The 26,010-nt window shown below is 62.8% G+C and carries 25 protein-coding genes; 7 read left to right on the top strand and 18 right to left on the bottom strand.

The window, feature by feature from the left end; translation table 11 throughout:
- The first annotated feature begins 177 nt into the window (after positions 1-177).
- Positions 178-387: a hypothetical protein gene (locus BC360_RS16890; protein WP_065796057.1), complete on the top strand. Its 210-nt coding sequence runs from the start codon at positions 178-180 to the stop codon at positions 385-387.
- A gap of 250 nt (positions 388-637) precedes the next feature.
- On the opposite strand, the gene BC360_RS16895 is transcribed toward BC360_RS16890, so the two are convergent.
- Complete coding sequence (locus BC360_RS16895; protein WP_065783525.1) at positions 638-1,891, bottom strand: D-amino acid dehydrogenase; 1,254 nt, start codon at positions 1,889-1,891, stop codon at positions 638-640.
- Positions 1,892-2,101: 210 nt separating this feature from the next.
- On the opposite strand from BC360_RS16895, the gene BC360_RS16900 reads away from it, so the two are divergent.
- On the top strand, positions 2,102-2,563 hold the full coding sequence (locus BC360_RS16900; protein ID WP_065783524.1) for an Lrp/AsnC family transcriptional regulator: 462 nt from the start codon (positions 2,102-2,104) through the stop codon (positions 2,561-2,563).
- 262 nt (positions 2,564-2,825) lie between these two features.
- Here BC360_RS16900 and BC360_RS16905 read toward each other — a convergent pair whose 3' ends face one another.
- The 4 genes from BC360_RS16905 to BC360_RS16920 form a co-directional block, all read right to left on the bottom strand.
- The gene (locus BC360_RS16905; RefSeq protein WP_065796058.1) at positions 2,826-3,083 is read right to left on the bottom strand and encodes a hypothetical protein; all 258 of its coding nucleotides are present in this window, start codon (positions 3,081-3,083) and stop codon (positions 2,826-2,828) included.
- A 748-nt stretch (positions 3,084-3,831) separates the two neighbouring features.
- Entirely contained in the window at positions 3,832-4,863 is a 1,032-nt protein-coding gene (locus BC360_RS16910; RefSeq protein ID WP_065796059.1) for a GH25 family lysozyme, read from the bottom strand.
- Positions 4,864-5,185: 322 nt separating this feature from the next.
- Positions 5,186-5,662: an Rrf2 family transcriptional regulator gene (locus tag BC360_RS16915; protein ID WP_065796061.1), complete on the bottom strand. Its 477-nt coding sequence runs from the start codon at positions 5,660-5,662 to the stop codon at positions 5,186-5,188.
- A gap of 102 nt (positions 5,663-5,764) precedes the next feature.
- Complete coding sequence (locus BC360_RS16920; protein WP_065796063.1) at positions 5,765-6,652, bottom strand: NAD(P)/FAD-dependent oxidoreductase; 888 nt, start codon at positions 6,650-6,652, stop codon at positions 5,765-5,767.
- A 351-nt stretch (positions 6,653-7,003) separates the two neighbouring features.
- Here BC360_RS16920 and BC360_RS16925 point away from each other — a divergent pair, with 351 nt between their 5' ends.
- The 3 genes from BC360_RS16925 (at position 7,004) to BC360_RS16935 (ending at position 10,131) form a co-directional block, all read left to right on the top strand.
- The gene (locus BC360_RS16925) at positions 7,004-7,591 is read left to right on the top strand and encodes a YqaA family protein (protein ID WP_065796064.1); all 588 of its coding nucleotides are present in this window, start codon (positions 7,004-7,006) and stop codon (positions 7,589-7,591) included.
- A 207-nt stretch (positions 7,592-7,798) separates the two neighbouring features.
- Positions 7,799-9,148 carry a glycosyltransferase gene (locus tag BC360_RS16930; RefSeq protein WP_244512759.1) on the top strand — a complete coding sequence of 450 codons (1,350 nt, stop codon included), beginning with the start codon at positions 7,799-7,801 and terminating at the stop codon, positions 9,146-9,148.
- Between the two features lie 11 nt (positions 9,149-9,159).
- Positions 9,160-10,131 carry an NAD-dependent epimerase/dehydratase family protein gene (locus tag BC360_RS16935; protein ID WP_065796067.1) on the top strand — a complete coding sequence of 324 codons (972 nt, stop codon included), beginning with the start codon at positions 9,160-9,162 and terminating at the stop codon, positions 10,129-10,131.
- 21 nt (positions 10,132-10,152) lie between these two features.
- On the opposite strand, the gene hpaI is transcribed toward BC360_RS16935, so the two are convergent.
- The 7 genes from hpaI to BC360_RS16970 form a co-directional block, all read right to left on the bottom strand.
- Positions 10,153-10,968 carry a 4-hydroxy-2-oxoheptanedioate aldolase gene (hpaI, locus tag BC360_RS16940; RefSeq protein WP_065796069.1) on the bottom strand — a complete coding sequence of 272 codons (816 nt, stop codon included), beginning with the start codon at positions 10,966-10,968 and terminating at the stop codon, positions 10,153-10,155.
- 9 nt (positions 10,969-10,977) lie between these two features.
- Positions 10,978-11,781 (bottom strand): 2-oxo-hept-4-ene-1,7-dioate hydratase, encoded by an 804-nt coding sequence (gene hpaH / locus BC360_RS16945; protein ID WP_065796071.1) that lies wholly within the window; start codon positions 11,779-11,781, stop codon positions 10,978-10,980.
- Positions 11,782-11,784: 3 nt separating this feature from the next.
- On the bottom strand, positions 11,785-12,654 hold the full coding sequence (locus BC360_RS16950) for a fumarylacetoacetate hydrolase family protein (protein ID WP_065796073.1): 870 nt from the start codon (positions 12,652-12,654) through the stop codon (positions 11,785-11,787).
- A gap of 51 nt (positions 12,655-12,705) precedes the next feature.
- Positions 12,706-14,139, bottom strand: a complete 1,434-nt coding sequence (locus BC360_RS16955; protein ID WP_065796074.1) for a pyridoxal phosphate-dependent decarboxylase family protein — start codon at positions 14,137-14,139, stop codon at positions 12,706-12,708.
- Between the two features lie 69 nt (positions 14,140-14,208).
- Positions 14,209-15,189, bottom strand: a complete 981-nt coding sequence (hpaD, locus tag BC360_RS16960) for a 3,4-dihydroxyphenylacetate 2,3-dioxygenase (RefSeq protein ID WP_065796076.1) — start codon at positions 15,187-15,189, stop codon at positions 14,209-14,211.
- Positions 15,190-15,231: 42 nt separating this feature from the next.
- Positions 15,232-16,749, bottom strand: a complete 1,518-nt coding sequence (gene hpaE, locus BC360_RS16965; RefSeq protein ID WP_065796078.1) for a 5-carboxymethyl-2-hydroxymuconate semialdehyde dehydrogenase — start codon at positions 16,747-16,749, stop codon at positions 15,232-15,234.
- A 69-nt stretch (positions 16,750-16,818) separates the two neighbouring features.
- Positions 16,819-17,211, bottom strand: coding sequence for a 5-carboxymethyl-2-hydroxymuconate Delta-isomerase (locus tag BC360_RS16970; RefSeq protein WP_065796080.1), 393 nt, complete (start codon positions 17,209-17,211; stop codon positions 16,819-16,821).
- Between the two features lie 132 nt (positions 17,212-17,343).
- Between BC360_RS16970 and hpaR the strand changes: the two genes are divergently transcribed.
- Positions 17,344-17,814, top strand: coding sequence for a homoprotocatechuate degradation operon regulator HpaR (hpaR, locus tag BC360_RS16975; RefSeq protein ID WP_065783509.1), 471 nt, complete (start codon positions 17,344-17,346; stop codon positions 17,812-17,814).
- Between the two features lie 17 nt (positions 17,815-17,831).
- On the opposite strand, the gene BC360_RS16980 is transcribed toward hpaR, so the two are convergent.
- Genes BC360_RS16980 through BC360_RS17005 form a run of 6 tightly spaced genes read right to left on the bottom strand, consistent with a single transcriptional unit; the run spans position 17,832 to position 24,194 of the window.
- Positions 17,832-18,845: a phosphotransferase enzyme family protein gene (locus tag BC360_RS16980; protein WP_065796082.1), complete on the bottom strand. Its 1,014-nt coding sequence runs from the start codon at positions 18,843-18,845 to the stop codon at positions 17,832-17,834.
- 7 nt (positions 18,846-18,852) lie between these two features.
- Complete coding sequence (locus BC360_RS16985) at positions 18,853-20,136, bottom strand: aspartate aminotransferase family protein (protein WP_065796084.1); 1,284 nt, start codon at positions 20,134-20,136, stop codon at positions 18,853-18,855.
- A 1-nt stretch (position 20,137) separates the two neighbouring features.
- The gene (locus BC360_RS16990) at positions 20,138-21,496 is read right to left on the bottom strand and encodes an aspartate aminotransferase family protein (RefSeq protein WP_065796086.1); all 1,359 of its coding nucleotides are present in this window, start codon (positions 21,494-21,496) and stop codon (positions 20,138-20,140) included.
- An 18-nt stretch (positions 21,497-21,514) separates the two neighbouring features.
- Entirely contained in the window at positions 21,515-22,162 is a 648-nt protein-coding gene (locus BC360_RS16995) for an HAD family hydrolase (RefSeq protein ID WP_065783505.1), read from the bottom strand.
- Positions 22,159-23,412 carry a Tm-1-like ATP-binding domain-containing protein gene (locus BC360_RS17000; protein WP_065796088.1) on the bottom strand — a complete coding sequence of 418 codons (1,254 nt, stop codon included), beginning with the start codon at positions 23,410-23,412 and terminating at the stop codon, positions 22,159-22,161. Before BC360_RS17000 ends, BC360_RS16995 begins: the two co-directional genes overlap by 4 nt.
- On the bottom strand, positions 23,412-24,194 hold the full coding sequence (locus BC360_RS17005) for an IclR family transcriptional regulator (RefSeq protein WP_065796090.1): 783 nt from the start codon (positions 24,192-24,194) through the stop codon (positions 23,412-23,414). Before BC360_RS17005 ends, BC360_RS17000 begins: the two co-directional genes overlap by 1 nt.
- A 307-nt stretch (positions 24,195-24,501) precedes the next feature.
- Between BC360_RS17005 and BC360_RS17010 the strand changes: the two genes are divergently transcribed.
- The gene (locus BC360_RS17010) at positions 24,502-25,953 is read left to right on the top strand and encodes an APC family permease (protein WP_065796092.1); all 1,452 of its coding nucleotides are present in this window, start codon (positions 24,502-24,504) and stop codon (positions 25,951-25,953) included.
- Positions 25,954-26,010 lie beyond the last annotated feature (57 nt).

Here is a 26,010-nt window from a genome sequence, read left to right on the forward strand (position 1 = left end):
CCGGGGGCCGCGGCGCTGCTCGAGCGCCGCGTGGCGTCGATATCCGGATGCAATGCCTGCGGTGTCCTGCCCGCAGGCTGCTACGGGTGGGGCGGAGCGCAAAGCGTGCCTGCGAACCCGTTCACTTGACATTCTTCTAAAAAGAGAACAAATAGAGAACAGATGTGGAGATGAACCATGACCCGCACTGAAATCATCAATCGCGCACTGGCCGCAGTCGCCGACTCTCGCTTGAAGCGAGAGCGCGACAGTGAGCGCCGTAAGCAGATTTTTGGCCGTATCGACCTCACTGCACCTTTGCCGAAATTGAGCCGAGGCGTGCAACTGAACTTGGATCTGGAGGGCGGCCGGAAACGGTCCGAGCTGACGAGGACAAAGTCCCATTGATCAGAAGAGCCACCGGGATCGGTGGCGGCGCACGGTCCGCGGCCGTCGGCTATGGCGTGTGATCGGCCTTGGCTGATCAGCCTTCGCCGGGAAGGCAGAACCCTGCGAGGCGCGGGCAAGGGTTTGCCGCTTGCGCGTGCGACACCAAGCCTCCGGCGAGCCGGAGAGATCACGGCCCGGCAGGGCATCAACATGTTCTGACGTTCGCTGCCGGCCGGCCTACCCAGCGTCAGAGCGATGCCAATGCTCGTCAGTGGTACCGGCTGATCGCCAGATCCGCCGTCTCGATCTCGGATTTGGTGCCGCTGATCAGATCGCTCAACACGCGGCCCGAGCCGCAGGCCATGGTCCAGCCGAGCGTGCCGTGACCGGAGTTGAGAAACAGGTTGGCGAAGCGGGTGGCGCCGACGACCGGCGTTCCATCCGGCGTCATTGGCCGCAATCCGGACCAGAAGGTTGCTTCCTTCTGGTTGCCCGCGCCGCCGAACAGGTCCTCGACGGAATGCTCGAGCGTCGCGCGACGTGTCTGCGGAAGATCGTTGCTGAAGCCGGCAATCTCCGCCATGCCGCCGACACGAATGCGGTCGCCAAGCCGCGTGATGGCAATCTTGTAGGTCTCGTCCATGATCGTCGATACCGGCGCACGCGTCTCATCGACGATCGGCACGGTGATGGAGTAGCCCTTCACGGGATAGACGGGCAGGCGAAGGCCGAGCGGCTTCAAAAGCGCTGGCGTATAGCTGCCAAGCGCGGCGACGAAGATGTCGGAACGGATCTCGCCTTCTGCCGTTTCGACGGCGACGACGCGGTTGCCCTCCTGTCGAAGCCGGCGGATATCGACGCCGAAGCGGAACTGGACACCGAGGGCTTCGGCGCGCTTCTGCAGCTCGTTGGTGAACTTGAAGCAGTCACCGGTTTCATCATTGGGCAACCGGAGACCGCCGACGATCTTGTCGCGGACCGGTTGGAGGCCCGGCTCTGCGGCCACGCAGCCCGCCGGATCGAGGACCTCGAAGGGGACGCCATCGGCCTTCAGCACCTCAATATCCTTGCCGATGCCGTCGAGCTGCTTGGCGGTCCGAAAGAGTTGCAGGGTGCCCTGTGTGCGGTGGTCATAGGCGATGCCCGTTTCCTCGCGCAGCGCAATCAGGCAATCGCGGCTGTATTCGGCAAGGCGGACCATCCGGCCCTTGTTGACGGCATAACGCGCCGATGTGCAGTTGCGCAGCATCGCCGTCATCCAGCGCCAGGTGGCAGCGTCCACCATCGGGCGGATGATCAAGGGCGCGTGCTTCATGAATAGCCACTTGAGCGCCTTCTGCGGGATGCCGGGTGCCGCCCAGGGGGAGGCATAGCCAGGAGAAATTTCGCCGGCATTGGCGAAGCTTGTCTCCAGCGCAGGACCGGATTGACGATCGAGAACGGTCACCTCGTGGCCCGCCTTGGCGAGATAATATGCCGAGGTCACGCCGATCACGCCGGCGCCCAAAATAGTAATCTTCATCGCATCCTCAGGATCACAGATCGATCGTCAAAAAGGCTGAGGCGCACGCAAGGTGCCTGCTGTTGCCAGCCCACCTCCCGGATCCCCAACACCGGCAGAATTGCGCTAGAACATAGTGAAATAATCGAGCGCGATCATGCGAAGTAGCGCTTGATAATTCGAGCATTCGCTGATTTTAAGAATGATCGGCGGAAAAATGAAAGAATCTGCATGTCCGGTCTTGATGCTATCGATCGCAACATCATTCGTCTGCTGCGCCTCAATGCACGCATGAGCAACACCAAGCTCGCGGCCGAGGTGGGGCTGTCGCCTTCGGCCTGCCTGAGGCGCATCAATCTGCTGGAGCAGGGGGGCGTGATCCGCGGCTATACGGCGCTGGTCGGAAACGCTGACGGCGACAACGCCATCGCGGTGATCATCAACATCACGCTCGAACGCCAGACCGAGGAGCACCTCAATCGCTTCGAAGCGGCGGTGAGGAAACACCCGGAAATCCAGGAGTGCTACCTCATGACCGGCGGTTCCGATTATCTGTTGCGGGTGGAGGTCGAAACTGCCGGCGACTTCGAGCGCATCCACAAGGAAATCCTTGCAAAGCTCCCGGGCGTCCTGCGGATTCATTCGAGCTTTTCGATCCGCAACGTTCTCGTGTCGCGCTCAAGGCGGCGCTAGAGCATGTCGCGCAAAAGTGCGCGGCGGTTTTGCGATAACGACATGCGCAAGAACAAGAGCTTAAAGCGCAGCAAGCGAATCCTAGAGATCGCGACGCGCTTTAGGCCCTGACCCTTGCTCGATCGTGTTGCTATGGCTGAACCGGGTGCTGCTTCCGGCCTTGTGGAAAGCAGCACCCGGTGGCTGACCAAACGAGTTTCGCCGCGCCGCCCGTCAACTGGCCTTGCCGGCGCAGAGGCCGTGTCGGCGTTGCCAGCGCGGATCAGTGAAGCGCGCGCTGCGTTGGTGGCGTTGATTGCAGCCACGGCGGGAACGCCCGGCTCGAAACCAGACGTGCGATCAGGCGCCCGTTTGGACTGAGGACGTCCACGATCGCGCCACGATATTCGTATTCCTCGGCGAGTTCGTCGGCGATGAGCTGCCCGTAAGCGACCGCGCGACCGTCATTGGGGTGCTGTTTGCCGGCCGGATCGCGGCTCGTCACACCGGCCGCATGGATATGGTACATGTAGCGTGGCATAGTCCGCCGCTCCCTTCCGATTTGCATGGGTTTTCAATGCTTCTCGCATCCACAACCGATGGCGGAGGGATGTCAGAGACACGCGATGACGGCATTTTATAACACGGTTTGTGGGGCCGTTCCCGTGACATGGGCGTGACGGGCGAAATCGAAGTCGCTAAAATTCAGATAACAATTTGATAAGATGCCGCTTTTTCGGACCGCTATTGGCCGGTGCATCCGTGTAAGAGGCACCTGCGCGCCGGCATTTCGGCCCTCTCTGCACCCAAGGCGCAAGTGGCTGCTACGCATCGCCTGGCGCGATCGGACATCCGACCGGCGCTGAGCGCATGGCTGGTCTGCGAAGTCAGATCTACGAAATCGGGCGGTTTCTTGTATGGTCAACTCATCGAAGCGATGCATCTCCTCCCGCAGGACTTCGAGTGTGCAGGCGCTTTCTCCTCCTCCCAACGAGCGCTTGCCGGAATGGCGACACTCCTCCTCCCGGTTGCCATTCAATCCATTTAAAAAGCCTGCCGCACCTCCTCCCGCGGCAGGCTTTTTTCTTTGGCGCGGTCTTTGTGCAAGGCAGGGAGCGATCATCGAGAATTTGAGCTGGGCTCGAAAAGCGCGGTGCATCTTGCCCGTGTCGGGGTAAGCGAAGCGCATGGGCGCGCCACCGCAGGAGGCTTCGGACGAGGAGTGACGCGACTGTGAAACAGACAGCAGTCGACCCGGGCGCGTCAGGCGCCCGACCCGTCACAATGGTCTAGCTCGCGCGCTTGGCGAGCCAGTTCTGCCATTCATTCTCGTTGCCGTGGAACACGTTGAGGTCGATCTTGCCTTCGACGCCGTGCGAGAGGCCCGAGCCCGAATACTGCCAGAAGACCCACTTGCGACCTGGATATCTCTTGGAGGGATGAGCTGCCACCGAGCGCAGCCAGAACGGGTAGTCGAGCAGTTCGCCCGTCAGGTTGTCTTGATAGAAATCCGGGGCGGTGTAGATGATCGGGCGCTGGCCGTAATGCGCCTCGAGCTTGTCCATGAAGACCTGCATCTTTTCGAGCACGCGGGCGCGCGACAGGCGCCTCTTGCAGCTCGACTCGCCGTTGTATTCGACATCGATCACCGGCGGCAGTGCTCCAGCTTCTCTCGGAACATTGCGGATGAACCAGTCGGCCTGCTCGCCGGCTGTCCGGCACCAATAGAAGAAGTGATAGGCACCGCGCTTCAGCCCGGCTTCCTTTGCCTTGCGCCAGTTCTTCTTAAACATCGGATCGAGGTGGTCGCCGCCGTCGGTCGCCTTGATATAGGCGAAGTTGGCACCCTGCGTGCGCAGCTTGGCCCAGTCGATATCGCCCTGCCAGCGCGACACGTCGACGCCATGGACGGCAAGTTTGCGTGGCGATGTGCGCCCGAAGTTGATCGGCTTGGCGTCGCGGAAGCGATGTCCATAGATCTGTGTGCGCGTTCCCGGCGTGGTCAGGACCGCGGGTGTTGCCGGCGGGATCACAGCGACGGGCCGCTCCAGCGGCAAGGGCGTCTCGGCCGTCCTTGCCTCCGGCCGGAAGGCTTCGGGTTCCGGCACCGGTCCGGCCCAGGCGAGCATCTTCTGTGGCGGGGCTGCTTGCGCCGCCACGACGCCGACATTGGCCGAAGGCACGGGAGATGAGGGCACGACCGAGCTCGTCGTTTCGCGCGACGGCTGCTGCGGCACGATGGTGTCCAGCGTCGAACTGGACGTGCAGCCTGCCAAAGCCAGGCAGGCAAGGAACATTGCTGGCACAGCTGATAAACGCATGAGCACCCGTACGCAAAACATTGTCGACGGCGAATAACGGTGCCGCCGGGACCCCATTGATGTGAAATTGCTAACGGAAACTTACCGGAAAAGATTAAATACAATCTTTACGATCGATCCCCCTACGGCGAGCCCACCGGAAAACGCTCTGCGGCCTCGGCCTCGTCCTCGATTAATAGCACCCGCATGAAACCGCCTCGCCTTGCACGACGCTCCGACGCACGGCGATCCTGGCGCACTTTCATTGAGTGAACCTGTCATCGCCCGGAAATGAACCATACCCGGTTCAATCAGCGACGAGGCGTGAGCCTCGGCGCATCTCTCAGCTCTGCTCTGTGGGATGACGTGTGCACGATGGCAACCTGTTACCCATGACAGCGCCATAGCGCCTTTCGAAATCCGCGGCGATATCAGAAATGGCGACCTCGCCGAGGCGCGCGAGCAGCAAGGCCTCGGCCTCATCGAGCGTTCGCTCCAGCGCCGAATTGACCGCCTGTTCCACCAGGCATTGCGGTTCGTCGGTTGCGACACCCATGGCGAAGAAGCCGGGACTGCCGATGGTTCGATAGACGTCGAGGAGGGTGATATCGGAAAGTGGGCGCGACAACGTCCAGCCGCCGCCGTGGCCTTTCTCTGAAGACACGTAACCGGCGTCGCGAAGTCCGGCCATCGTCCGGCGCACGACGGCGGAGTTCGTGCCAAGCATCCTGGCGATCGTCTCGGATGTCATCGGGTCCGCATGCTTTTCCATGTGCAGCAACACATGCAGCAGTCGTGAGAGTCGTCCGTCCTGTCGCAATTGCAACCTTCCCTGTTTTGCATCTGATAGCATGGAAAGTGCGGGCCAGGGGAGCCCGCGGTTCGATTGTCGAGCGCGGGATTTCGGGGCAGCGATCGTCCGTCAGTCAAACATCAGCGACCGGTGGGTGGCGGCTCCGGCCATGGCGCCGTCTCCAACCGCCAGCGCGACCGATCCGGTCGGCCTTGCCGCATCACCGCAGGCGAAGACGCCGGGAACCGTCGTTGCCTTCATGGCATCGGTTCGGATGTAGCGTCCGAGCGGGCCGTCGTCGAAGATGCAGCCGAGCTGGTCGGCAAATGGCGCCGAGACCACCGTCCTGGTGGTGGTGAATATGCCGTCCATCGGCAGTATCCGCCCATCCCGCATGACAACGTCGACGCGCTCACCGTCGAGCCTGTCGATCACCCCTCGCTCCACTGTGACATTGCGCCCTTGAAGCTGCTGCAGTTGGTCCGCATCGGGTTCGAATGCGCCGTTGAGAAAGAAGGTGGTTGGACCCCAGTCCGGCAGCATCAGTGCCTGATGCATCGAAAGCGGCGACGTCGCAAGCACGCCGATCCTGCCCTCGTTAAGTTCGTAGCCATGGCAATAGGGGCAGTGGAAGACGCTGCTGCCCCAGCGTTCGGCAAGGCCCGCAAGCTCCGGCAGGACATCGGTGACGCCGGTGGCGAGGACAAGCCGTTTTCCAATGGCGTCGGAGCCATGCCGCAGGGCGACCTTGAAGCCATCCTGCACGCGCTCGGCATTTTTGGCCTCGGTCTGCTGCCATTCGACCGTCCGGTATTCCATCAATTGTGAGCGGGCGTCGGCGGCGATCTGCGCCGGAGTGCTGCCATCCTGGGTCAGAAAGCCGTGCGACGTCCGGGCGAAACGGTTCCTGCGCAAGCCGATGTCGATAACCAGCACCTTGCGGCGCGCGCGGGCGAGTTGAAGGCCGGCGGAAAGCCCGGCGTAGCTGCCGCCAAGGATGATTGCATCGTAGGTCATATCGGGCCTCTTTTTACGAGTTACGCATCTTCATATGTTACATGAATGAGGTCCGCAATATCATGGAACAACAAAAGTTTCGTGATTCGATTCGAAGACGATGATACCGACGCCGCCGATCGACCCCGGCCAGGGGCACAGGTGCCAACCGACAGGCTTGTCAGCGGTCGGGCCAATGGACCCGCACCTAAAGTTGCTCCGTTGCTCTTTCCCGGCAGACAAAAATCCGCCCATTTGGTAGTCGAAAGCATCGCATTGATGCGTGTTCAGCCTCGGTCCCCGGCCTCGGGGATTGGCACGCTTCCCGCCAAGGTCCCATGCGGGACGACCTGATGAACGCCCGGATTTCCCATGCTTCGCAGTTTGTACAATTGGACGATGGACCTCGCTGGCCGGAAGTCGGCCGCCTGGTGGCTTTCCCTTGTCGCCTTCGTCGAAAGCTCCGTCTTCGTCGTTCCTGCCGACGTCCTGTTTCTGCCGATGGTGTTGGCAAAGCCGCATAGAGCCTATCGCTACGCTTTCCTTGCCACCCTTTTTTCGGTGCTTGGCGGCATCGCGGGCTGGTTCCTCGGACATTATGCCTTCGATGCGATCGCCCGTCCGATCCTGCAGTTCTACGGCAAGATCGACGCGTTCGAAGCGATGCGCGCGTCGGTCGATATGGAGGCGATCGTGCTCTTGCTGGTGACGTCAGGGCTGGCGCATGTTCCGCCGATGAAGGTCGTCACGATCCTGTCGGGAGCCGCCAATGTCAGCCTTGGCATGTTCATCGCATCGGCGGTGATCACACGTGGCGCGCGCTTCTTCATCCTCGCCGCGGTTCTTCGTCGGCACGGCGACCCCGTCCGGCATTTCATCGAGAAGCGCCTGGGTTTGATTGCCGCCGTCGGCGCCGCAGCGCTCATCCTGCTTTACGGCGTTTACGTTCTCGCGAAGTAAGAGCCGCAAGCCGGAGCGCGGCCGGAAATCTGCGCACGGCAGGACAATCGCCATGACTGCAACCAGCGTCGGAGTCCCTTCCTCGGCTGCATGCGCAGTTGTATCGGGGAACGGAGACGTGCCGTCGACGCAGGTTGCCGTCTTTTTGATGCTACTCGCAGTCTCGCCCCGCTCGTTGGCGCCCGGCATCTACCGCAAATTGATATCTTGCAAACCGGCGATGAGAGGTGGCCAAATGGGAGAAACCCAGGTCGCGCAGTTAAAGTCTCAGAGAGGCAAGTCTTCATGCGGCTTATCGTTGTCAACGACGTGTCGGAGGCCCTGGGCGGTGCGACCAAGGTTGCGCTCCAATGCGTTGAGGCTGGTGTTGCGGCGGGGCTCGACTGTGCCGTTCTAGTCGGTGACGACGGCGCAGGCATTCGTTCCCGATTCCCGGGCGTGCAGGTGGAAGCGCTGGGCGAGCGCCCTTTGCGCGACGGCGTCCATTTCACAAACCTGTTCGACAGGAATTTCAACGTTCGGGCCTATCGTGCGTTGCGCCGTTTGCTCAAGACCGGGAACGACACGGTCGTTCATGTTCACGGCTGGTCGCAGATCCTGTCGCCCTCGATCTTTCACGCGCTTGCACGCAGTGAAGCCCAGATCATCGTCACCGCGCATGATTTTTTCCTGACCTGTCCGAACGGCGCCTATGTTCACTATGGGAGGGGCGATATCTGCGCTGAAAAACCGCTGTCTGCCGGTTGCCTTGCCAGCGCCTGCGACAAGCGCAACTACCCCCACAAGCTGTGGCGCTTTGCCCGATCGATGACGCAGAGTGCCGCGGGCGCGGCCTTCTGGGCGCGCGTCGGCGTTATTCTGGCACATGAGGGCATGGAGTCATACCTAAGCGAGGGCCCCCTTCGAAACTTCCTGACATTGCGCACCCCGTCGACGCCGCTCACGCAATCCCCGGTCGAGGCCTGGAAAAACGAACGCGCCATGTTTCTTGGCCGCATGTCGGTGGAAAAGGGTGTTCGGACCCTCGCCGAGGCGCTCAACGCCACGGGCAAGGCGGCGACCTTGATCGGGCGAGGGCCGTTGCTCCAAGAGATACAGCGGACTCTTCCGCACTGCCATGTTCCAGGCTGGCTCGATGACGACGAGGTTGCCGCCGTCGCGTCCAGGGCGCGCTATTTCTTCATGCCGTCAAGGATGCCCGAACCCTATGGTCTGGTGGCTGCCGAGGCGCTGATGTCCGGGATACCGGTGATCGCCAGCAGCAACGCCCTAATTGCCACGGAGATCGAGGAGCATCAGGCCGGGCTGGTGTTCGAGAGCGGCAATGCGCGATCTCTCGCCGAGACAATGGCGCTGATGGAGAGCGACGGTCTGGTGCGGCACCTGAGCAGGGGGGCTTTCGCCTATGGCAAGAAGGTCGCGCCCTCGAGAGACGAATGGCGCCAGCGGATAATCGACATCTACTCGGGACGGCTCGAATTCGTGACGCATGACAAGCTGAAAGAGCTAATCGGGCGGCCCGCCCGACAGGAGTTCGAAATGGCCGGTCGGATCTGAAAGGGAGCAGGATGGCGCGCGCATTGGTGACCGGCGGAGCCGGATTTGTAGGACGCCATCTCTGCGGCCGATTGATATCGGAGGGCGTCGATGTCGTCTGCGTCGATTCACTTGCGCGCGGAACCGGGGCAATGCCCCCCGCCGATTGGCCGCACCCGCCAAAGGGCGGCTTCTCCCTCATCGAGGAGGACTGCCGCCGGTATTTCGATCGCACTGACGATCGTTTCGACATGGTGTTTCACCTGGCGGCAGTGGTCGGCGGCCGCGTCATGCTGGAAACCCAGACGCTTCTCGTCGCCGAGGACCTCGCGGTGGATACCGATATGTGGCGCTGGGCTGCGCGCACGCACCCGGGAGTTGTCATATATTTCAGCTCCAGCGCCGCCTATCCCGTGAGCCTGCAGCGCCCGGAAGGATACCGCAAACTCAGCGAAGACATGATCGGTTTCGAACATACGATCGGCGTTCCAGATCTGAGCTATGGCTGGGCGAAGCTCAGCGGCGAATATCTGATGAAGCTTTATGTCGAAAACTATGGTGGACGGGCGGTCGCTTATCGCCCGTTCAGCGGGTACGGCGAGGATCAGGACTTGAGCTATCCGTTTCCGGCGATCTGCAGACGTCTCATCGAAGAGCGCGGAGCGGAAGAGGTTTTCGTCTGGGGCTCCGGCCGGCAATGCCGTGACTTCATCCATATCTCGGACTGCGTCGACTTCGTCTGGAAGACCTTTTCGCGGCTGCAGAACGGTGCATGTCTCAACATCTCCACCGGCATCGCCACTTCCTTCATCGAACTCGCCCGGTTGGTCAGCCGGCGCATCGGTTGGGAGCCGAGAATAAGCGGCCGGTCGGACAAACCCGAGGGTGTGTTCTTTCGCTGCGGCGACACGACGCTGCAGGCGTCCTATGGCCTTGCGCCGCGCATCGATCTCGATACCGGCGTGGCGCGGACGCTCGACCGACTGCGATCGAGCGTGCACTGAGGTACCGGCCGCCGCGGCCTTTCAATACCCCGATGCGGGCGCATTCGCTCCGGCTGGCGACGCAGAGACATATTCGGCAAAGCTCGCCCGCAGGCGGCTGGTCGCTCCCACAAGCAGACTGACATCGTTGCCGACTGCAACGAAGAGCGCGCCGAGTTCGAGGTAGCGTTTGGCGAGTGCGGTGTCCGAGGTCAGGATACCCGCAGCCTTGCCGTGCGACTGGATGCGTGCGAGCGCGGCCTCGACCGCCTCCTGCACTTCCGGCGCGCCCGGCTTGCCGAGGAAGCCCATGTCGGCTGCCAGGTCCGCCGGGCCGATAAAGACGCCATCGACGCCTTCGGTCGAAGCAATGTCGTCAAGTGCCGCCAGCCCCGCACGGCTTTCCACCTGCAGCAGCAGGCAGATCTCGGCGTTGGCGGTCGGCAGATAATCGTCAATGCGGTTGAAGGCGGAGGCGCGCGCCAGTGCTGCACCAACGCCGCGCATGCCGTGGGGCGGATAGCGCACGGCCCTGACCAGAGCGCGAGCCTGTTCACCCGTCTCGACCATCGGCACCAGCAGCGTCTGCGCGCCGATATCGAGAAGCTGCTTGATCAGCCAGGGCTCGCCGATCGGCGGACGGATGATCGCGTGGCTGTTCGAACCGGAGAGCGCCTGCAACTGCGCCATCATCAGCGGCACGTCATTGGGGGCATGTTCGCCGTCGATCAGCAGCCAGTCGAAGCCGGCGCCACCGCAGATTTCGGCAGTGTATGGATTGGCGAGCGCCAGCCAGAGACCGATCTGCGGTCGCCCTTCGGCAAGCGCAAGCTTGAACATATTGCGTGGAGCAGGCATGGGCGCACCCTATTCGAAGAAGCAGCTGACGGTTCCCTGCGGCCCGAAATCGGCGACGATGGTATCGCCGTGGCGGGCCTCGACGGGGCGGATGAACGAGCCGGCAAGCACGATCTGCCCGGCGTCGATGCGGTCGCCATAGCCGGCGAGCCGGTTGGCAAGCCAGGCGATGCCGCGGGCTGGGTCGTTGAGGACGCCGGCGCCAAGCCCGGTCTCTTCGACCTCGGCGTTGCGCGAGACGATGGCGCCCATCCAGCGCATGTCGACGTCCTGCGGCCGCATGGCACGGCCGCCGATGACGATGCCGGCATTGGCGGCGTTGTCGGAAATCGTGTCGACGATGGTGCGGGTCTTCTTCGTTTCCGGATCGGCACGCAGGATGCGCGTGTCGAGGATTTCAAGCGCCGGCGTGACGTAGTCTGTGGCGTTCAGCACGTCGAAGACACTGACATTGGGGCCGGCCAGCGGCGCCTTCATGACGAAGGCGATCTCGGCTTCGATCCGCGGCTGGATGAAGCGATCCCGAGGGATCGTCGCGCCGTCCTCGAACATCATGTCGTCGAACAGCACGCCGGAATCGGGAATATCGATGTTCAGCGCATATTGCATTGCCTTTGACGTAAGCCCGATCTTCCAGCCGATGACCCTGCGGCCACGGGCGATCTTCTGCTTCACCCAGGCCGCTTGCACCGCATAGGCGTCGTCCATGGTCATGCCTGGATGCTTCAGGGAAAACAGGCCGGTCTGGATGCGGCTCGTTTCCGCCTCATCGAGTGCCTTTGCGGCATCGGCGATTTCACTGGCGTTCAGCATGGCTCAGGCCTCGTCGGCAATCGGGTTGCGAAGCAGGCCGATGCCATCGGCCTCGACCTCGACGACGTCGCCGGGTTTCAACCAGATCGGCGGGTCGAAGCGGGCGCCGGCCCCGGTCGGCGTTCCCGTCACGATCACGTCGCCGGGCACCAGCGTCGTGAAGGTCGAGACGTAGTTGATGATCTTGCGGAAGGAGAAGATCATCCGGCTGGTGCGGTCCTGCTGGCGGATTTCGCCGTTGACGCGGGTCTCGAGCTTGATATCGGCGATCTGCGCTTCGTCGGTGAAGGGAACCAGCCATGGCCCGATCGACCCAGTGCGGTCGAAGTTCTTGCCCTGGGTGACGTTGAACTTGGCGTGTCGCACCCAGTCGCGGATCGTGCCTTCGTTAGAGAGCGAAAGTGCTGCGATGTGGTCGAGCGCCGAGGCTTCGGGAATGCGGCGGCCGGCCTTGCCGATGACGATGACGATCTCGCCCTCGTAGTCGAGCTGCGGGCTTTCGGGCGGGCGGATCAGCGGCTGATCGTGACCGGTGAAGGAACGCGGAAAACGGATGAACAGCGACGGGTTGGACGGCGCTGCCTGGCCATCCCGATACTCTTCGTTGCGGTCGGGGAAATTGACGCCAACGCAGATGATCTTTTCCGGCGCGGGGATTGGGATTTCGAAGCGGGTATCGGCCAGCGACAAATCCGGGGTGAGGGCGAAGGACTCGTCTGCCAGTTTCGTGAGGGCGCCGTCGGCGATGACCTCGCGCAGCGTCGGCCATTTCGAGCCGTAGCGCCGAGATAGATCGACGATGCCGTGGTCGGTGACAAGACCATATCCCTTGCCGCGGGCCACGGAAAAGGCGGCGAATTTCGCAAACGTCATTTCAAGCCTCCAGCCTGTTCAGGCGACGCTGACAGACAGACATGTTTGGTCTCATTGAATTTCCTGGTGCCGTGTTTCGAGCGCCATCTTCGCCGCGACCTCCGTTATGACATCGTAGGCGACATCGGCATCGTCCTCGGTCATGTCGAACTGACCGGCCTGGAAGCGGATGGCGACGTGGCCGTCGACCCGTGTCTGGGTCAGGTAGATCCGGCCATCGTCGTTGATGGCATTGACCAGCGCGATGTTGTGGGCGTCGCTATCGGTGCCGCCGCGATGGCGGAACGAGAACAGCGAGAAGCGCGGAGCCGTGACGATTTCGAAGTTGTCGTGCGCACCAAGGCGCTCGGAAAGGTGCTTCGCCCAGGCGACATGGTTGCGGATCATCGTCTTCAATCCGTCTAGCCCGTGGAAGCGCAACAGGAACCATAATTTCAGCGCGCGGAAGCGTCGGCCGAGCGGGATGGTCCATTCGGAATAGTTGATGATGCCGTCGCGGCCGTGGGTCTTCAGATATTCCGGCTGGATCGCCAGCGTGCGGACGAGATCATCAGGATTGCGGATGAAATGGGCGGAGCAGTCGAACTGGGCGCCCAGCCATTTGTGCGGGTTGAAGACGACCGAATCCGCCTCGTCGACGCCGGTCCAGAGCGGCCGGAATTCCTCGCAGATCATCGCCGATCCTGCCCATGCTGCGTCGACATGGACATAGAGGCCGTGCTTGTGGGCGACACGCACGACTTCGGCGATATCATCGCAGGCGCCCGTACTGGTGCCGCCGGTGCAGGCGATGACGCCGGCCGGCAGAAGACCTGCGGCCCTATCCCTCAGAATTGCCGCTTCGAGTGCTTCGCAATCCATGGACTGCAGCGGTCCGGTCGCAAGTATGCGCACGAGGTTTTCCTCGCCGATGCCCGAGACCCAGATCGCCCGGTCGATCGAGGTGTGGACCTGGTCCGAGGAGTAGATGCGCAACGGCGCGTGGACGCTGAGGCCCTGTTTGTTGCCCTTCCAGTTCAAGGCGCGCTCGCGCATGACGAGCACGGCGGACAGCGTGGCAGAGGAGGCCGAATCCTGGATGACGCCGGAAAAGCCGTCGGGAAGGCCGATCGCCTGGCGCAACCAGTCGAGAACCCTGGTTTCAAGCTCGGTGGCAGCGGGGGAGGTCTGCCATAGCATGCATTGGGCGGCCATCGCCGTCACCAGATATTCGGCAATGACGGAAACGGGGGCGGCGTTGGCCGGGAAATAGGCGAAGAAGCGCGGGTGCTGCCAATGGGTCATGCCCGGCAGGATGATGTTTTCGAAGTCCTCGAAGATCGCCTGCATGTCCTCGCCGGTCTGCGGCGGTCTGCTCGGGATCTGGGCGGCGATCGCGCCGGGTGCCGTCTGGGCGCGAACGGGCCTGTCGCGCAACGACGCGCGATAGGTTGATCCCCATTCCGCCGCCTTCTGCGACCATTCTCCAAAAGTCTTCTCGTCCATTCCGTTCCTCCCCTTGCACCAATGCGTGCCGGATGTCTTGCGCCGGCATCCATCTTTTCATGCCTCGATTTACGGGGCGATGATAGGTTGTGCCTTCAGCACTGGTTCCACCGTCTCGGCTCCAGCAAATTGGCTGCCTTCCTCGAACCAGGAGCGTGGCGCAGGCGCGCCCCAGAGCGTCTGGCGCTGCGGGTCCTTGAGATCCCATTTGATCGGCTCGAGGTCGGGATCGACCGTCTGGTAGTCCGAGCAATAGATCTCGATGCGGTGGTTGTCGGGATCGCGGACATAGAGGAAGAAGGCATTGGAAATGCCATGGCGGCCGGGACCGCGCTCGATATTGGCAAGCCATCCCGAGGTCGACATCAGGTCGAGCAGGTCGATGATGTTGAGCGGCGTCGGCACCCAGAAGGCGGTATGGTGCAGGCGCGGACCGCGACCATTGGTAAAGGCGATGTCGTGCACGCCGCCCTTGCGGTGGGTCCAGGCGGCCCAGAGCCGGCCGGTCTCTTCGTCAGCCGTGTACTCGGTAACCCGGAAGCCGATCTCGTTATAGAAGGCGACGGCGTCGTCGACATTGGGCGAGAAGCAGTTGAAATGGTCGATGCGCAGCGGCTTCACACCGCGATAGAGCGCGTATTTCTGATGGATCGGCGGCAGGCGGTCCATCTTCGAATAGAATTCCAATGGAATGCCCTGCGGATCGCGGGTGCGGAACGTGCGCGACTGATAGGGGCGCTCGATCCATTCGACCGGCAGCGCCTTCTGCTTGAAGAAATGCGCGGCCTTGTCGAGGTCCTCGTCGCCGAAGACCTTGAAGCCGAGATCGCGGGCCTCGGCAGTCGCTGCCTTCTTCAGCACGATGCAGTGATGGCCGCGTTCTTCCATGGCGCGCAGGTAGATCGTGTCGGCGGTCTCGTCGGTGACCTGCAGGCCCAGCACGTCGACATAGAAGGCGCGCGATTTGGCAAGATCGGTGACGGCGAGCTCGACATGGCTCAGCCGCACGATGTTGAACGGCGGGTGAAGGTTCGGTTTCGGTAAGGGCATGTTGTCTCCTCCAGTTTGGGCGGCGCGGTTCGTGTCTCGCGCTCAGCCGCCGAGCTTGGCGATCGCATGGGCCGAACTGGCAAACGCGATGTTCTTGGTTTCCATGTAAAAATCGAAGGACCAGTCGCCGCCGTCGCGGCCGATGCCGGAACTTTTGACGCCGCCGAAGGGCGCCGGCAGATGACGGACATTCTCCGAATTGACCCAGATCATCCCGGCTTCGAGGTGATCGGTGAAGCGGAAGGCGCGCGTGAGGTCGGAGGTCCAGAGATAGCCGGTGAGCCCGTATTGAACGTCGTTGGCCAGCGCCAGCGCCTCGGCCTCATCCTTGAACGGAATGGCGGTCAGGACCGGCCCGAAGATTTCCTCCTGCGCGATCCGCATGGAATTGTTTGCGCCGGTAAAGAGCGTCGGCTGGACGTAACAGCCGCCACCGGGACCTTCGAATTTCGCGCCGCCGGCGGCAACCGTCGCACCTTCCCTCTGGCCGATGCCGATATAGTCGAGCACCTTCTTTTCATGCTCCGGGTGGATCAGCGGGCCTACGACGGTTTCAGGATCGAGCGGATGGCCGATCCTGATACGCTTGGCCTTTTCGGCAACCAGCGTAGTGAAGCGATCGTAGATGCTGCCTTCCACCAGCAGGCGCGAAGAGGAGGTGCAGCGTTCGCCGTTCAGCGAATAGATCATGAAGACCGCAGCGTCGGCCGCGCGCTCCAGATCGGCGTCGGCAAAGACGATGACCGGGTTCTTGCCGCCGAGTTCGAAATGCACCCGCTTCAGCGTGTCGGCGCCCTGTTTCATGATCAGCGAGCCCGTCCGGCTTTCGCCGACGAAGCCGATCGCCTTGATGGCGGGATGCTCGGTCAGTGCCTTGCCTGCGTCCTCGCCGAAGCCGTTGACGAGGTTCCAGACTCCCTTGGGAAGGCCCGCTTCCTCGGCGATCTCGACGAGCAGGCGCGCCGTCAGCGGCGAGAATTCGGCCGGCTTATGGACGATGGTACAGCCGGCGGAGAGCGCCGGCGCGATCTTCCACGTCGACAGCATGAACGGCGTGTTCCACGGCGTGATGATGCCGACCGGGCCGATCGGCACGCGCGTGGTCATGTTGATCTGGTTATCGCCGCGAAGCACCTTGCCGTCGCGGGCCTCGGGGGCGCGATCGGCGAAGAAGCGAAAATTCTCCGCTCCGCGCAGAGCGGCCTTGGCCATGAACTTGAGCGACTGTCCGGTGTCCATGCATTCGACGAAGGCGATCTCTTCGGCGCGCGCGACGATGGCGTCGGCGATCTTGTGCAGGAGTTTTTTGCGCGCGTCGCCCGCCGTTGCTGCCCACGCCGGGAAAGCTTCCCTTGCAGCGTGTGCGGCGCGATCGATATCGGTTGCCTTGCCGCGCGCGACCGTGGCAAGCGGCTTGAGGTCGACGGGAGAAATCGTCTCGAAGCTGTCGCCGTCCAACGCCGGTACGGCTTGCCCGTTGATGTGGTTCAAGACCCCATGCGTGCGGAAGCGGGCGAGATAGGCTTCCGCCTTTGCGATGTTCTCATCGAGTCTGGACATGTCATTCTCCAATCGTGGTGCGCTGCCGCTCGTGCGGGCGCAGAAACGTCGTGCCGACTTCTGTCGGTGTCAGTTGCCCTTCTGGCGAAGGCGTGGGTGGATCGCGTTCTTCTTCCAGCTGAGGTCCGGATCGATCTCGCGGATCTCCAGGCTGAGGGCGAAATGGGGCGTGTCGAAAAGGCTGGCGAGCTCTTGTGTGACGGCGTCGAAGATGGCCGCCCCGGTCGCCTGCTTTTCGGCGTCCGAGCGGCCACGGCCAATGCGGAACGACATGTCGATGAAGCTGTTCTGCGGCAAGAGATCGGCAATGGCATAATGGGCGCTGCGGACGGTACGGACGCGCACGGCGCCGATCTCGAAAAGGCCGGTGTCGAGGATGGTCTTGTGGATCGTGCGGCACAGGCGGTCGAAGTCGACGCGCTCGTCGAGATTGGCGGAGTGTTCGATCGTGAAGTGCGGCATTTTTGTCCCCGGTACCCATCGGCTTATTAATTAACACGTTAACAATATGGCGGCCGGTGTCAAGCGGCATTCCTCGTTGTCGAGCCATCGTCGACAATTGCGAAAAGGCGAAAAATCGCCCATAGATCGGGCATGAGCCGTGCGAAAACCCCCACCGAACTTGGGCCGGACGCCCTTCTTCCCCACAATACGCGTCGGTCGCTGCCGATCGCGCTCCTGCGCGCGCGCGAAGCGGTGATGGGGCATTTCCGGCCGATGCTGGCACGTCACGAAATCACCGAGCAGCAATGGCGCGTCATCAGGATCCTTGCCGAATCCGGCAAGGTCGATGCCTCCGAGATGGCCGACAAGGCCTTCATTCTGGCGCCGAGCCTGACGCGCATCATCCGGTCGCTTGAGGAGCGCGGGCTGATCACCAAGCACAAGGACGCCGATGACGGGCGCCGGGTGCTTCTCGAGATCGCGCCCGCCGGCATGCGGGTCATCGCCGACGTCGGCCCGGAGAGCCGGGCGATCTACGACCAACTCGAGGCACGTTACGGCCACGAGCGCGTCGAGGTGCTGCTCGACATGCTGGACGAGCTCGCAACGCTCGGCGACTGAGCGGGAGCCTGCAAACCTCACGCGGGGACCGGTAGCGTTCCCGCAAAGAGCAGGGTTTCGTCCGCGTAGCGACGCAGGCGCGCCTCGGCGCCGGGAAGCTCCGGCCGCGCGGCAAACCAGCCGATGTAAGTGAGGCTCCGAAGCGTCATGAAAAGTGGCAGGGCCGAAAGTGCGGCATCGGGCAACGGACGCCTGCTTCTGTACCCCTCGATCAATGACCTTTCGATCGACGGGTAGGCCGGTTCGTTGCGGTTCTTGAGAAGCGCGGTCGCGATATCGAACAGGCGAAAGCCGAAACCCGCATCGTCGAAGTCGATGAACGCCACGCCGTCGTCACGAACCAGCACGTTCTCGCGCACGAGGTCGGCATGGATTAAGCCGTAGTCGAACGCGCCCGCCGGCACGTTTTCCAGACTGCTCCGAAGGCGATCACGCAGAATGCCGAGGCCACGCCTCTGTTCGGCCGACAGGCCCTCGCAGTCCCAGAAGCGACCCCAGACCGGGCTTTCGCCGAGCAGGCCCTCGGCGTCCCAGGCGGCACGTTTGAAGTCGTGCGGCATCGACCAGCGATCGGCAAGATTGTGCATGTAGGCCATCATGGCGCCAAGCGCATGAAAGATGGCGACCTGCCGCTCGCCGCTATGGGCGAGCGGAACACCGCTTTCACCAAGCGGCGCACCATGCATCCAGCTGACGATATCGGCATGCTGGCCCGCGCAATCGTCGGTCGCGTCGAGACGCACCAGAAGGCGGCCGTCCGGTGCCGCGATCGCGCTCGGCACCGCAAGGCCGCTGTCGCGCAGCGCCGTCATCCACTGCAGTTCCGAGCGCAGCGCGGACTCGTCATGATAACCCGGACGATGCAGTCGAAGCACTGCTGGCTCGCCATCGGCGAGCGTGATCCGGAAGACGGCGTTCTCGCGATATTTCAGCAACATCGGCTTCGCGTTCTCAAGTCCCCAATGGGCGACGGCTTCTCGCGCGCGGGCTTCGAGTGCTTCCAGGAGACGTTGCGGCAGATGCTCGGCCATGGCCTGCTCACAGGCCCGACAAAACGTCGTCGAGGGTCGACAGCATCAGGTCGGCGTTCTCCCGGGAGAACGGCATGGGCGGACGGATCTTCGTCGTGCATTGGTGAATGCCGAGCTTGCCCATCAGCACGCCGCGCTCGCGCATGTCGTTGATAACCTTGGTGGCAAGATCGGCAGCCGGCGCCTTCCGGTCCCGGTCGAGCACAAGCTCTGCCCCGAAAAACAATCCGCTGCCGCGCACGTCGCCGATGATGTCGTGCTTGTCCCTGAGCCTGTCGATGCCTGCCTTGGCATAGGCGCCGACCTCGCGGGCGTTGTCGACCAGCTTTTCCTCGTCGATGACGTCGAGCACGGCCATCGCCGCGGCGCAGGAGACCGGATTGCCGCCGAAGGTGTTGAAGTAGCGGAAGGCCTTGCGAAAGGCGTTCAGTGTCTCGCTGCCGGCAACGACACCGCCGATCGGATGGCCGTTGCCCATCGGCTTACCCAAGGTGACGATATCGGGAACGATGCCGGCCTTCTGGTGGCCCCACATGTGCCCGCCCGTGCGGCCGAAGCCGGGTTGGACCTCGTCGGCGATCACCACGCCACCGGCTTTCCGCACGACCGCAACGGTTGCGTCGAGGAAGCCCTGGGGCAAATCGGGAAAACCTTCATTGGCGAAGAACGGGTCGATGATCAGCGTGGAAAAGCCAAACGGGCTTTCCTGCAGCTCGGCGATCGCCCCTTCCACCTCGGCCGCAAACGCGATCGAAAAGGCCTCGCCGGGAACGCCGCCGAGCGGCCGATAGCTGTCGGGTGCCGGCACGTGCCGCACATGGCCGCCAAACCCGCCGACCGGCGGCATCCGGGTAGAAAGCTGGGAAACGGCGGCGGTATTGCCGTGATAGGTGTGATCGGTTGCGATCACCCCGGTCTTGCCGGTGACCGCCTGAGCCATCCGCAGCGCAATGTCGTTGGCCTCGCTGCCGGTGCAGGTCAGGATAGCCGTGTCGAGGCTATGGTCAAACGTCGCCGTCAGCCGCTCGACATAGTCGAGAATACCTTCATGCAGGTAGCGCGTGTGGGTGTTCAGCGTTGACGCCTGCCGGGCGATCGCCTCGACCACGCGCGGATGGCAGTGGCCGACATGCGGCACATTGTTGTAGCAGTCGAGATAGCGTCTGCCGTCGGCGTCCCAGAGCCAGACGCCTTCCCCCCGCACGATATGCACCGGGTCGCTGTAAAACAGCGACATGTTCTTGCCGAGCAGCCGTTCGCGGCGTGCCAGCAGCGCTGCGGTGTCGCTCATGTTATTTGCCCTCGGCAGCGCTCAGGCCCGAATCCAGGGCCGAAAGAATGCGCGAGACATCCTCGGCGGCGATGACGAGTGGCGGTGACAGGATCACGTTCGGGCCGGATGTGCGGACCATGACGCCTGCCTCATAGGCAACATCCTGGACCTTCTGCACCACGTCCTTCGCAGCGGGCGACTTCTTCTCGCGATCCGATACAAGCTCAAGCGCGCACATCAGGCCCTTGCCGCGCACATCGCCGACGAGCTCGTGACTCGCTTTTAGTGCCTGTAGGCCCGCCATCAGCTCCTCGCCGCGCGCGCCGGCATTGGCCGCGACATCGAGGCGTTTCGTTTCCTTGAGCGTGGCAAGGGCCGCGGCAGCGCCGACCGGATGACCGGAATAGGTGTAGCCATGGCCGATCGAGCCGGCAGCCGTCCTGTTGGTTTCGAAAGCCTCGGCGACCTTGTCCGAGATCATCACCGCGCCGAAGGGGTAATAGCCGTTGGTGATCGCCTTGGCGGTCGACATCAGATCCGGCTTGACGCCCCAGAGGCGCGAACCGGTCCAGGCGCCGGTGCGGCCGAAGGCGGTGATCACCTCGTCGGCAATCAGCAGAATGCCGTGACGGTCGCAGATGTCGCGCATCAGCGGCATGAAGGTTTCGTGCGGTACGATCACGCCGCCGGCACCAAGAACCGGCTCCATGATCAACGCAGCGATGGTGTCGGCGCCCTGGAAGGCGATCTCTTCTTCGAAGAGGCGGGCAATGCCCCTGGTGATTTCGGCGCCGTCCGTCGTCGTGAACGGGTTGCGGTAGGTGTAGGGGGCGGGCAGGTGAAAGACGCCCGGCAGCAGCGGCTCGTAGTTGCGGCGGAAATTGGCGTTGCCGTTGACCGACGCGCCGCCGAAATGCGTGCCGTGATAGCCCTTCTTCAGCGCGACGAACTTCGTGCGTTCCGGCTGGCCGTTGAGCTTGTGGTACTGGCGGGCGAGACGAAGGCAGGTCTCGACCGAATCCGATCCGCCCGAGGTGAAGAACGAGCGACTGAGGCCATCCTCCTTGAACCATTCGGCAAGTTCGTAGGAAAGCTCGATGAGCGGCGAATTGGTGGTGCCGCGGAAGGTCGAGTAATAGGGCAGGTCGTCGAGCTGATCGCGGATCGCCTTCTTCACCGGCTCGCAGGAATAGCCGAGATTGACATTCCACAGGCCGCCGACCGCATCGAGAACCTTCTTGCCGTGGACGTCGACGATCTCCACGCCTTCGCCGGTATTGATGATGCGCGGCGGCGTCGCGTGCATTTCGGCGGGGTGCGCCATCGGATGCCACAGGTGGCGGGCATTGTTCTCGATGAGGAAGTTGGTTTCGCGCATGTCTTGCTCCTGGTCAGTTCAAATGCCGAGCATCCGGAGGGCTCTGGCGTAGCTTTCTGCGGGTCTGATGACATCGAAATGCACGTTGGGCAGAGACACTGCCTCGGCGCCCTCGATGTTCTTCTTCTGGTCGTCGACGAAGACGCAGGCCTCCCGCGGCAGGTCGAGTTCGGAAAGCACGACTTCGTAGGCCTGCGGATCCGGCTTCAATATTCCGGTGTAGGTGGCATCGACGATGACGTCGAAAAGCTCGATGAGCGGGAAGCGTTTGCGAAACTCCACGCCGTAGAAGAGGTCGAGTTCGTTGGAAAGAATGGCGAGCCTGATGCCGGCATCCTTTGCCCGCAGGATCGCATCGCGCGCTTCCGGGCGCAGCACCAGTTCTGGTTCGGCGCCGCGGGCACGCTGGACGAAGGTCTTCATATCCGTCCAGTCCTCGCCGACGAGGTGCCCGACCTCGCGGGTGCGCTTCGTCCAATAGTCACGTTCGGTAATCTCACGCTTTTGCATCGACACCCAGAGCGGATCGGAAGCCGTGTCGAACGGCCCCCGCCAGGTCAGGCTGCCTGGGGCAAGGCCGAGCGCGCGCTCGGTGACGTCGTGGGTTTCGAACAGCGTGCGGGTGACGACGCCGCCGAAGTCGAGGATGAGGGCGCGATCCGTCACGGGCGGCCTCCCGGGATGATGCCACGTGCGATCCAATCGTCGAAGATGGCGAGCGCCTTTGCCGAGAACTCCGGTGCGTTGATGTGGCTGTCGATCTCGTGAAGGTGGACCGACGCCGGCACGGCGCGGCGCATCTCATCGATGAAGGCGTCGAGCGCCTCCGGTTCGTGCAGCGGCTCTTCCGGCTTGTCCCATTCCTGAATGCCCTTGAGCGGCAGGATGAAGGCGACTTCGGCGCTGGTGTCGGCGAGCTTGCCGCCGATGATGCGGGCGATCTCGCGCCGCCCTTCCGGCGATGTCGTCACCGAACCGAGCAGCCGGTTGTGAGCGTGATAGGGCCGGTCGGCGAAGGCCGCGGGCAGTGCCTGCCATGCGGGCAGGTCCACCATGTCGATCGCTCCTGGTGCTACAAGCTGCGGAATTCCGGCGCGCCCGGCATTTTCCAGCCGGTCGGGCCCGGAGGTGACGACCGTGCCGTGGTGATGGTTGCTGACCTCCTGAATGCAGAAGTCGAAGACGGCGGTAAAGCCGTTCTGTGCAGCGATTGCCTCGAAGGCACGGCCACCCATTCCGGTCGCGTGAAACACCGCGACGTCATAGCCCCGTCGTTCCAGTTCAGGCTTCAGGTACTTCATGTATTTGAGGCAGCTCGACCCGAGCGAGGTCATGCCGATCAGCGGCCGCTCCTTGTCCGGCTTGGTGCCGAAACGGGCCGCGCCGACCACTGCGCCGCAGGCCTGCGACAGCACCGATCGGCAGATGCCGTTGAGGCCGTATAGCCCGCCCGCCCAAAGGATCATCATCAGATCAGGCGCGATGCGCTCCGGCGGCAGCAGGTGCGAATAGGCGATGGTCGAGACGACGAATTTCGGCACGCCGAGCGGCAGGGCTGCCGCGACATCGAGTGCCAGATCGGTGCCCATCGAACCGCCAAGGATGATGACGCCATCTGCCTGCCCTGCGTCATGGAGGGTGCGGGAAAGAGTTGCGGCCCCTTTGGCCATCAGCGCCATCGCGCTGTTTTCGTCGCCGCTCGCGGCAATCGCTACGATCGACGTGCCGGCCGCCTCGGCGATATCGTGACGCGAATACTCCGGCGCATAGGGCGGATCACCGAGGATGCTGACGTCCATCATGACAGGCAGGCCGCCGGCCTCCCGGATGACCGACGCCATGAATTGTAGCTCTTCGCATTTCGTGTCTCCCGTTCCCACCACGAGGATATTGGGTAGACGGTTCATCGCATTCATCAGCCGGCCCTCCTTGCCAGCGGATTGGCAGTCGCTTGCTCCAACCCAAAGAATTTCTCAGAAATGCGTTTGGCGATCGCTGCCGTTGCCGGACCGAGTTCAGCGATCGTCTCCGCATTGGCGCGCACCTGCGGTGCCGCGACGGCGATCGCGCCGATCGGCACGCTGTTCGGCGCGCGGATGGGGGCGGCGACGCTGATGACGCCGCTTTCAAGCCCCTGCTGGCTGATCGAATAGCCGCGGTGCGCCGTCTCCGTGAGCAGACGGCGAAGCTCGGTCCTCGACGTGATCGTGTGCTCGGTGAATGCTTCGAGCGGCATGGACAGCGCATCTTCGACCTGCCTTGCCGGGCAGAAGGCGAGGAAGGCGTGGCCTGATGCTGTCGCGTGGAACGGCAGCGTGCTTCCGACATCGACGATGACCCGATGCGCGCGCGGTGAATCTTCCACGTGAACAGTCGAGAGCCGGCCGGCGACGAATTCCGAGAGATGCACGGTCTCGCCTGATGTGCTGGCAAGCTCCTTTACGAACGGAATGGCGACACTGAGAAAGGGGAACCGTGCCTCCCGGATGCGAGCAAGCCGGACCGGCGCGCCGCCGATGCGATAGCGTTTGGTGTCCGGATCCTGTTCGACGAAGCCATGCCTTTCAAGCTCGACGAGAAAGCGTCGCGCCGTCGCCTTGTCGAGCGCGCAATGCCTGGCGATGTCGCTCAAGCCCACTTCCTTGTCCAGCCGCGAGATCGCGTCCAACAGGGTCAGTGCCTTACCGATGGTGCTCATCCAGTCCTCCGTCGCCGAGCGCCGCTGCCAGTGATCCCGATGCCCGTTCCCTTGATTTCCAGGCGGTTTGACCACCCGTATCGCGTTTTATCCGGCCGAGATACTTAACATGCGAAATAACTTGACAGGTCGCCGTGCCATTTGCAAGTCTATATTTGAAGCAACGGTTTGAATATTGAACCGACTACTGCGCGCGACCAAGAACAAAAAGCAACGTGGCCGGCAGCAGCTTCGCGGAGGACGCCTTTGGAGAGATGGACCTGAGGCAAAAGGCAAACATTGCCAAGAAAAGGGGAGCTAAGAAGCTATGGACAATCATTCGTCGCCCGTGACCGGCGTGAACCAATTGCGCAAGAACGCGCTTGGGGTCGGCGCCGTCACGTTTCTCGTCGTATCGGCTGCCGCACCGCTGACGGCGGTTGCCGGTGGTGTTCCGCTGTCGATGATGCTCGGAAACGGCGCCGGTATTCCCGGCACCTTCCTGCTCGTCACGCTGATCCTGCTGCTGTTTTCCGTCGGTTATGTCGCCATGGCGCGGCACATCCGCAACGCCGGCGCCTTCTACGCCTATACGGCCCAAGGCCTCGGTGGGTTGATGGGTGGTGCCGCGGCGATGATTGCCATCCTTGCCTATAACGCCATGCAGATCGGTGTCTTCGGCCTGTTCGGCGCGGCAACCGCGGGGCTTTTTGCCGGGCTTGGTATCGACCTGCCCTGGTGGGTGTGGACCTTTATCGGCATCGCGATCGTCGGCGTTCTCGGTTATCGCCGCGTCGACCTGTCGGCCAAGGTGCTGACCGTGCTGGTCATTCTCGAATATCTTGTCGTGCTGGTCATCGACGTTGCGATCATCGCCAAGGGTGGCGACAGCGGCCTGACGATGACCTCCTTCACGCCGTCTGCTCTGATGTCCGGTTCTCCCTCGATCGGCATCCTGTTCTGCTTTGCGGCCTTCATCGGCTTTGAAGCGACGACGATCTACAGCGAGGAAGCCCGCGATCCGCACACAACCGTGCCGCGCGCGACCTATATCTCCGTGCTGATCATCGGCGTTTTCTACATGCTGACATCCTGGCTGATGGTGAATGCGGCGGGTGCCGACAAGTTGGTGCCGGAACTGCAGGGTCTTGCCGATCCGACGACCTTCCTCTTCGGCCTGGCGGAGCGTTATGCCGGCGGCTGGCTGCCGCCGATCATGAACGTGCTTTTCGTCACCAGCCTGTTTGCCGGCGTGCTGGCGTTCCACAACGGCGTCGCCCGGTATCTCTATGTCGCCGGCCGCGAGCGCCTGCTGCCGGCCTCGATCGGCGTCACTCATCCCGTCTATCATAGCCCGCATGCCGGCTCGGTCATTCAGACGATCACTGCCGCCCTCGTCGTTGCGCTGTTTGCGGCAACAGGACAGGATCCGGTGCTGGCGCTGTTCTCCTGGCTGACCAATGTCGGCACGCTTGCCGTCATGGTGCTGATGGCGTTTACCGCCTTTGCCATCGTCGCCTTCTTCAATCGCAATCCGGGGCTGGAATCGAACACGCTCGTGACAAAGATCATCCCGGTCATCACCGGCGTCATCCTGATTGCGGTGATCATTGCCATTGCCGTCAACTTCGGCGACCTCGCCGGCGCCACCGGTCTGCTCGCCGTCTTCCTGCCGGGACTCGTGGTGATTGCCGGCGTCATCGGCCTTGCGTTGGCGGCTATGCTCAAATCGGGCCGTCCGCTGGAGTTCGCGCGGCTTGGCGCCGGCCAGGAGATCTGATCCGATAGGGGTGGCCGAGAAATCGGCCGCCCCTCCGCCTGACAAATGGAACGGGGA

The organism is Ensifer sp. LC163, from assembly GCF_001695855.1.
Taxonomy (GTDB): Bacteria; Pseudomonadota; Alphaproteobacteria; order Rhizobiales; family Rhizobiaceae; genus Ensifer.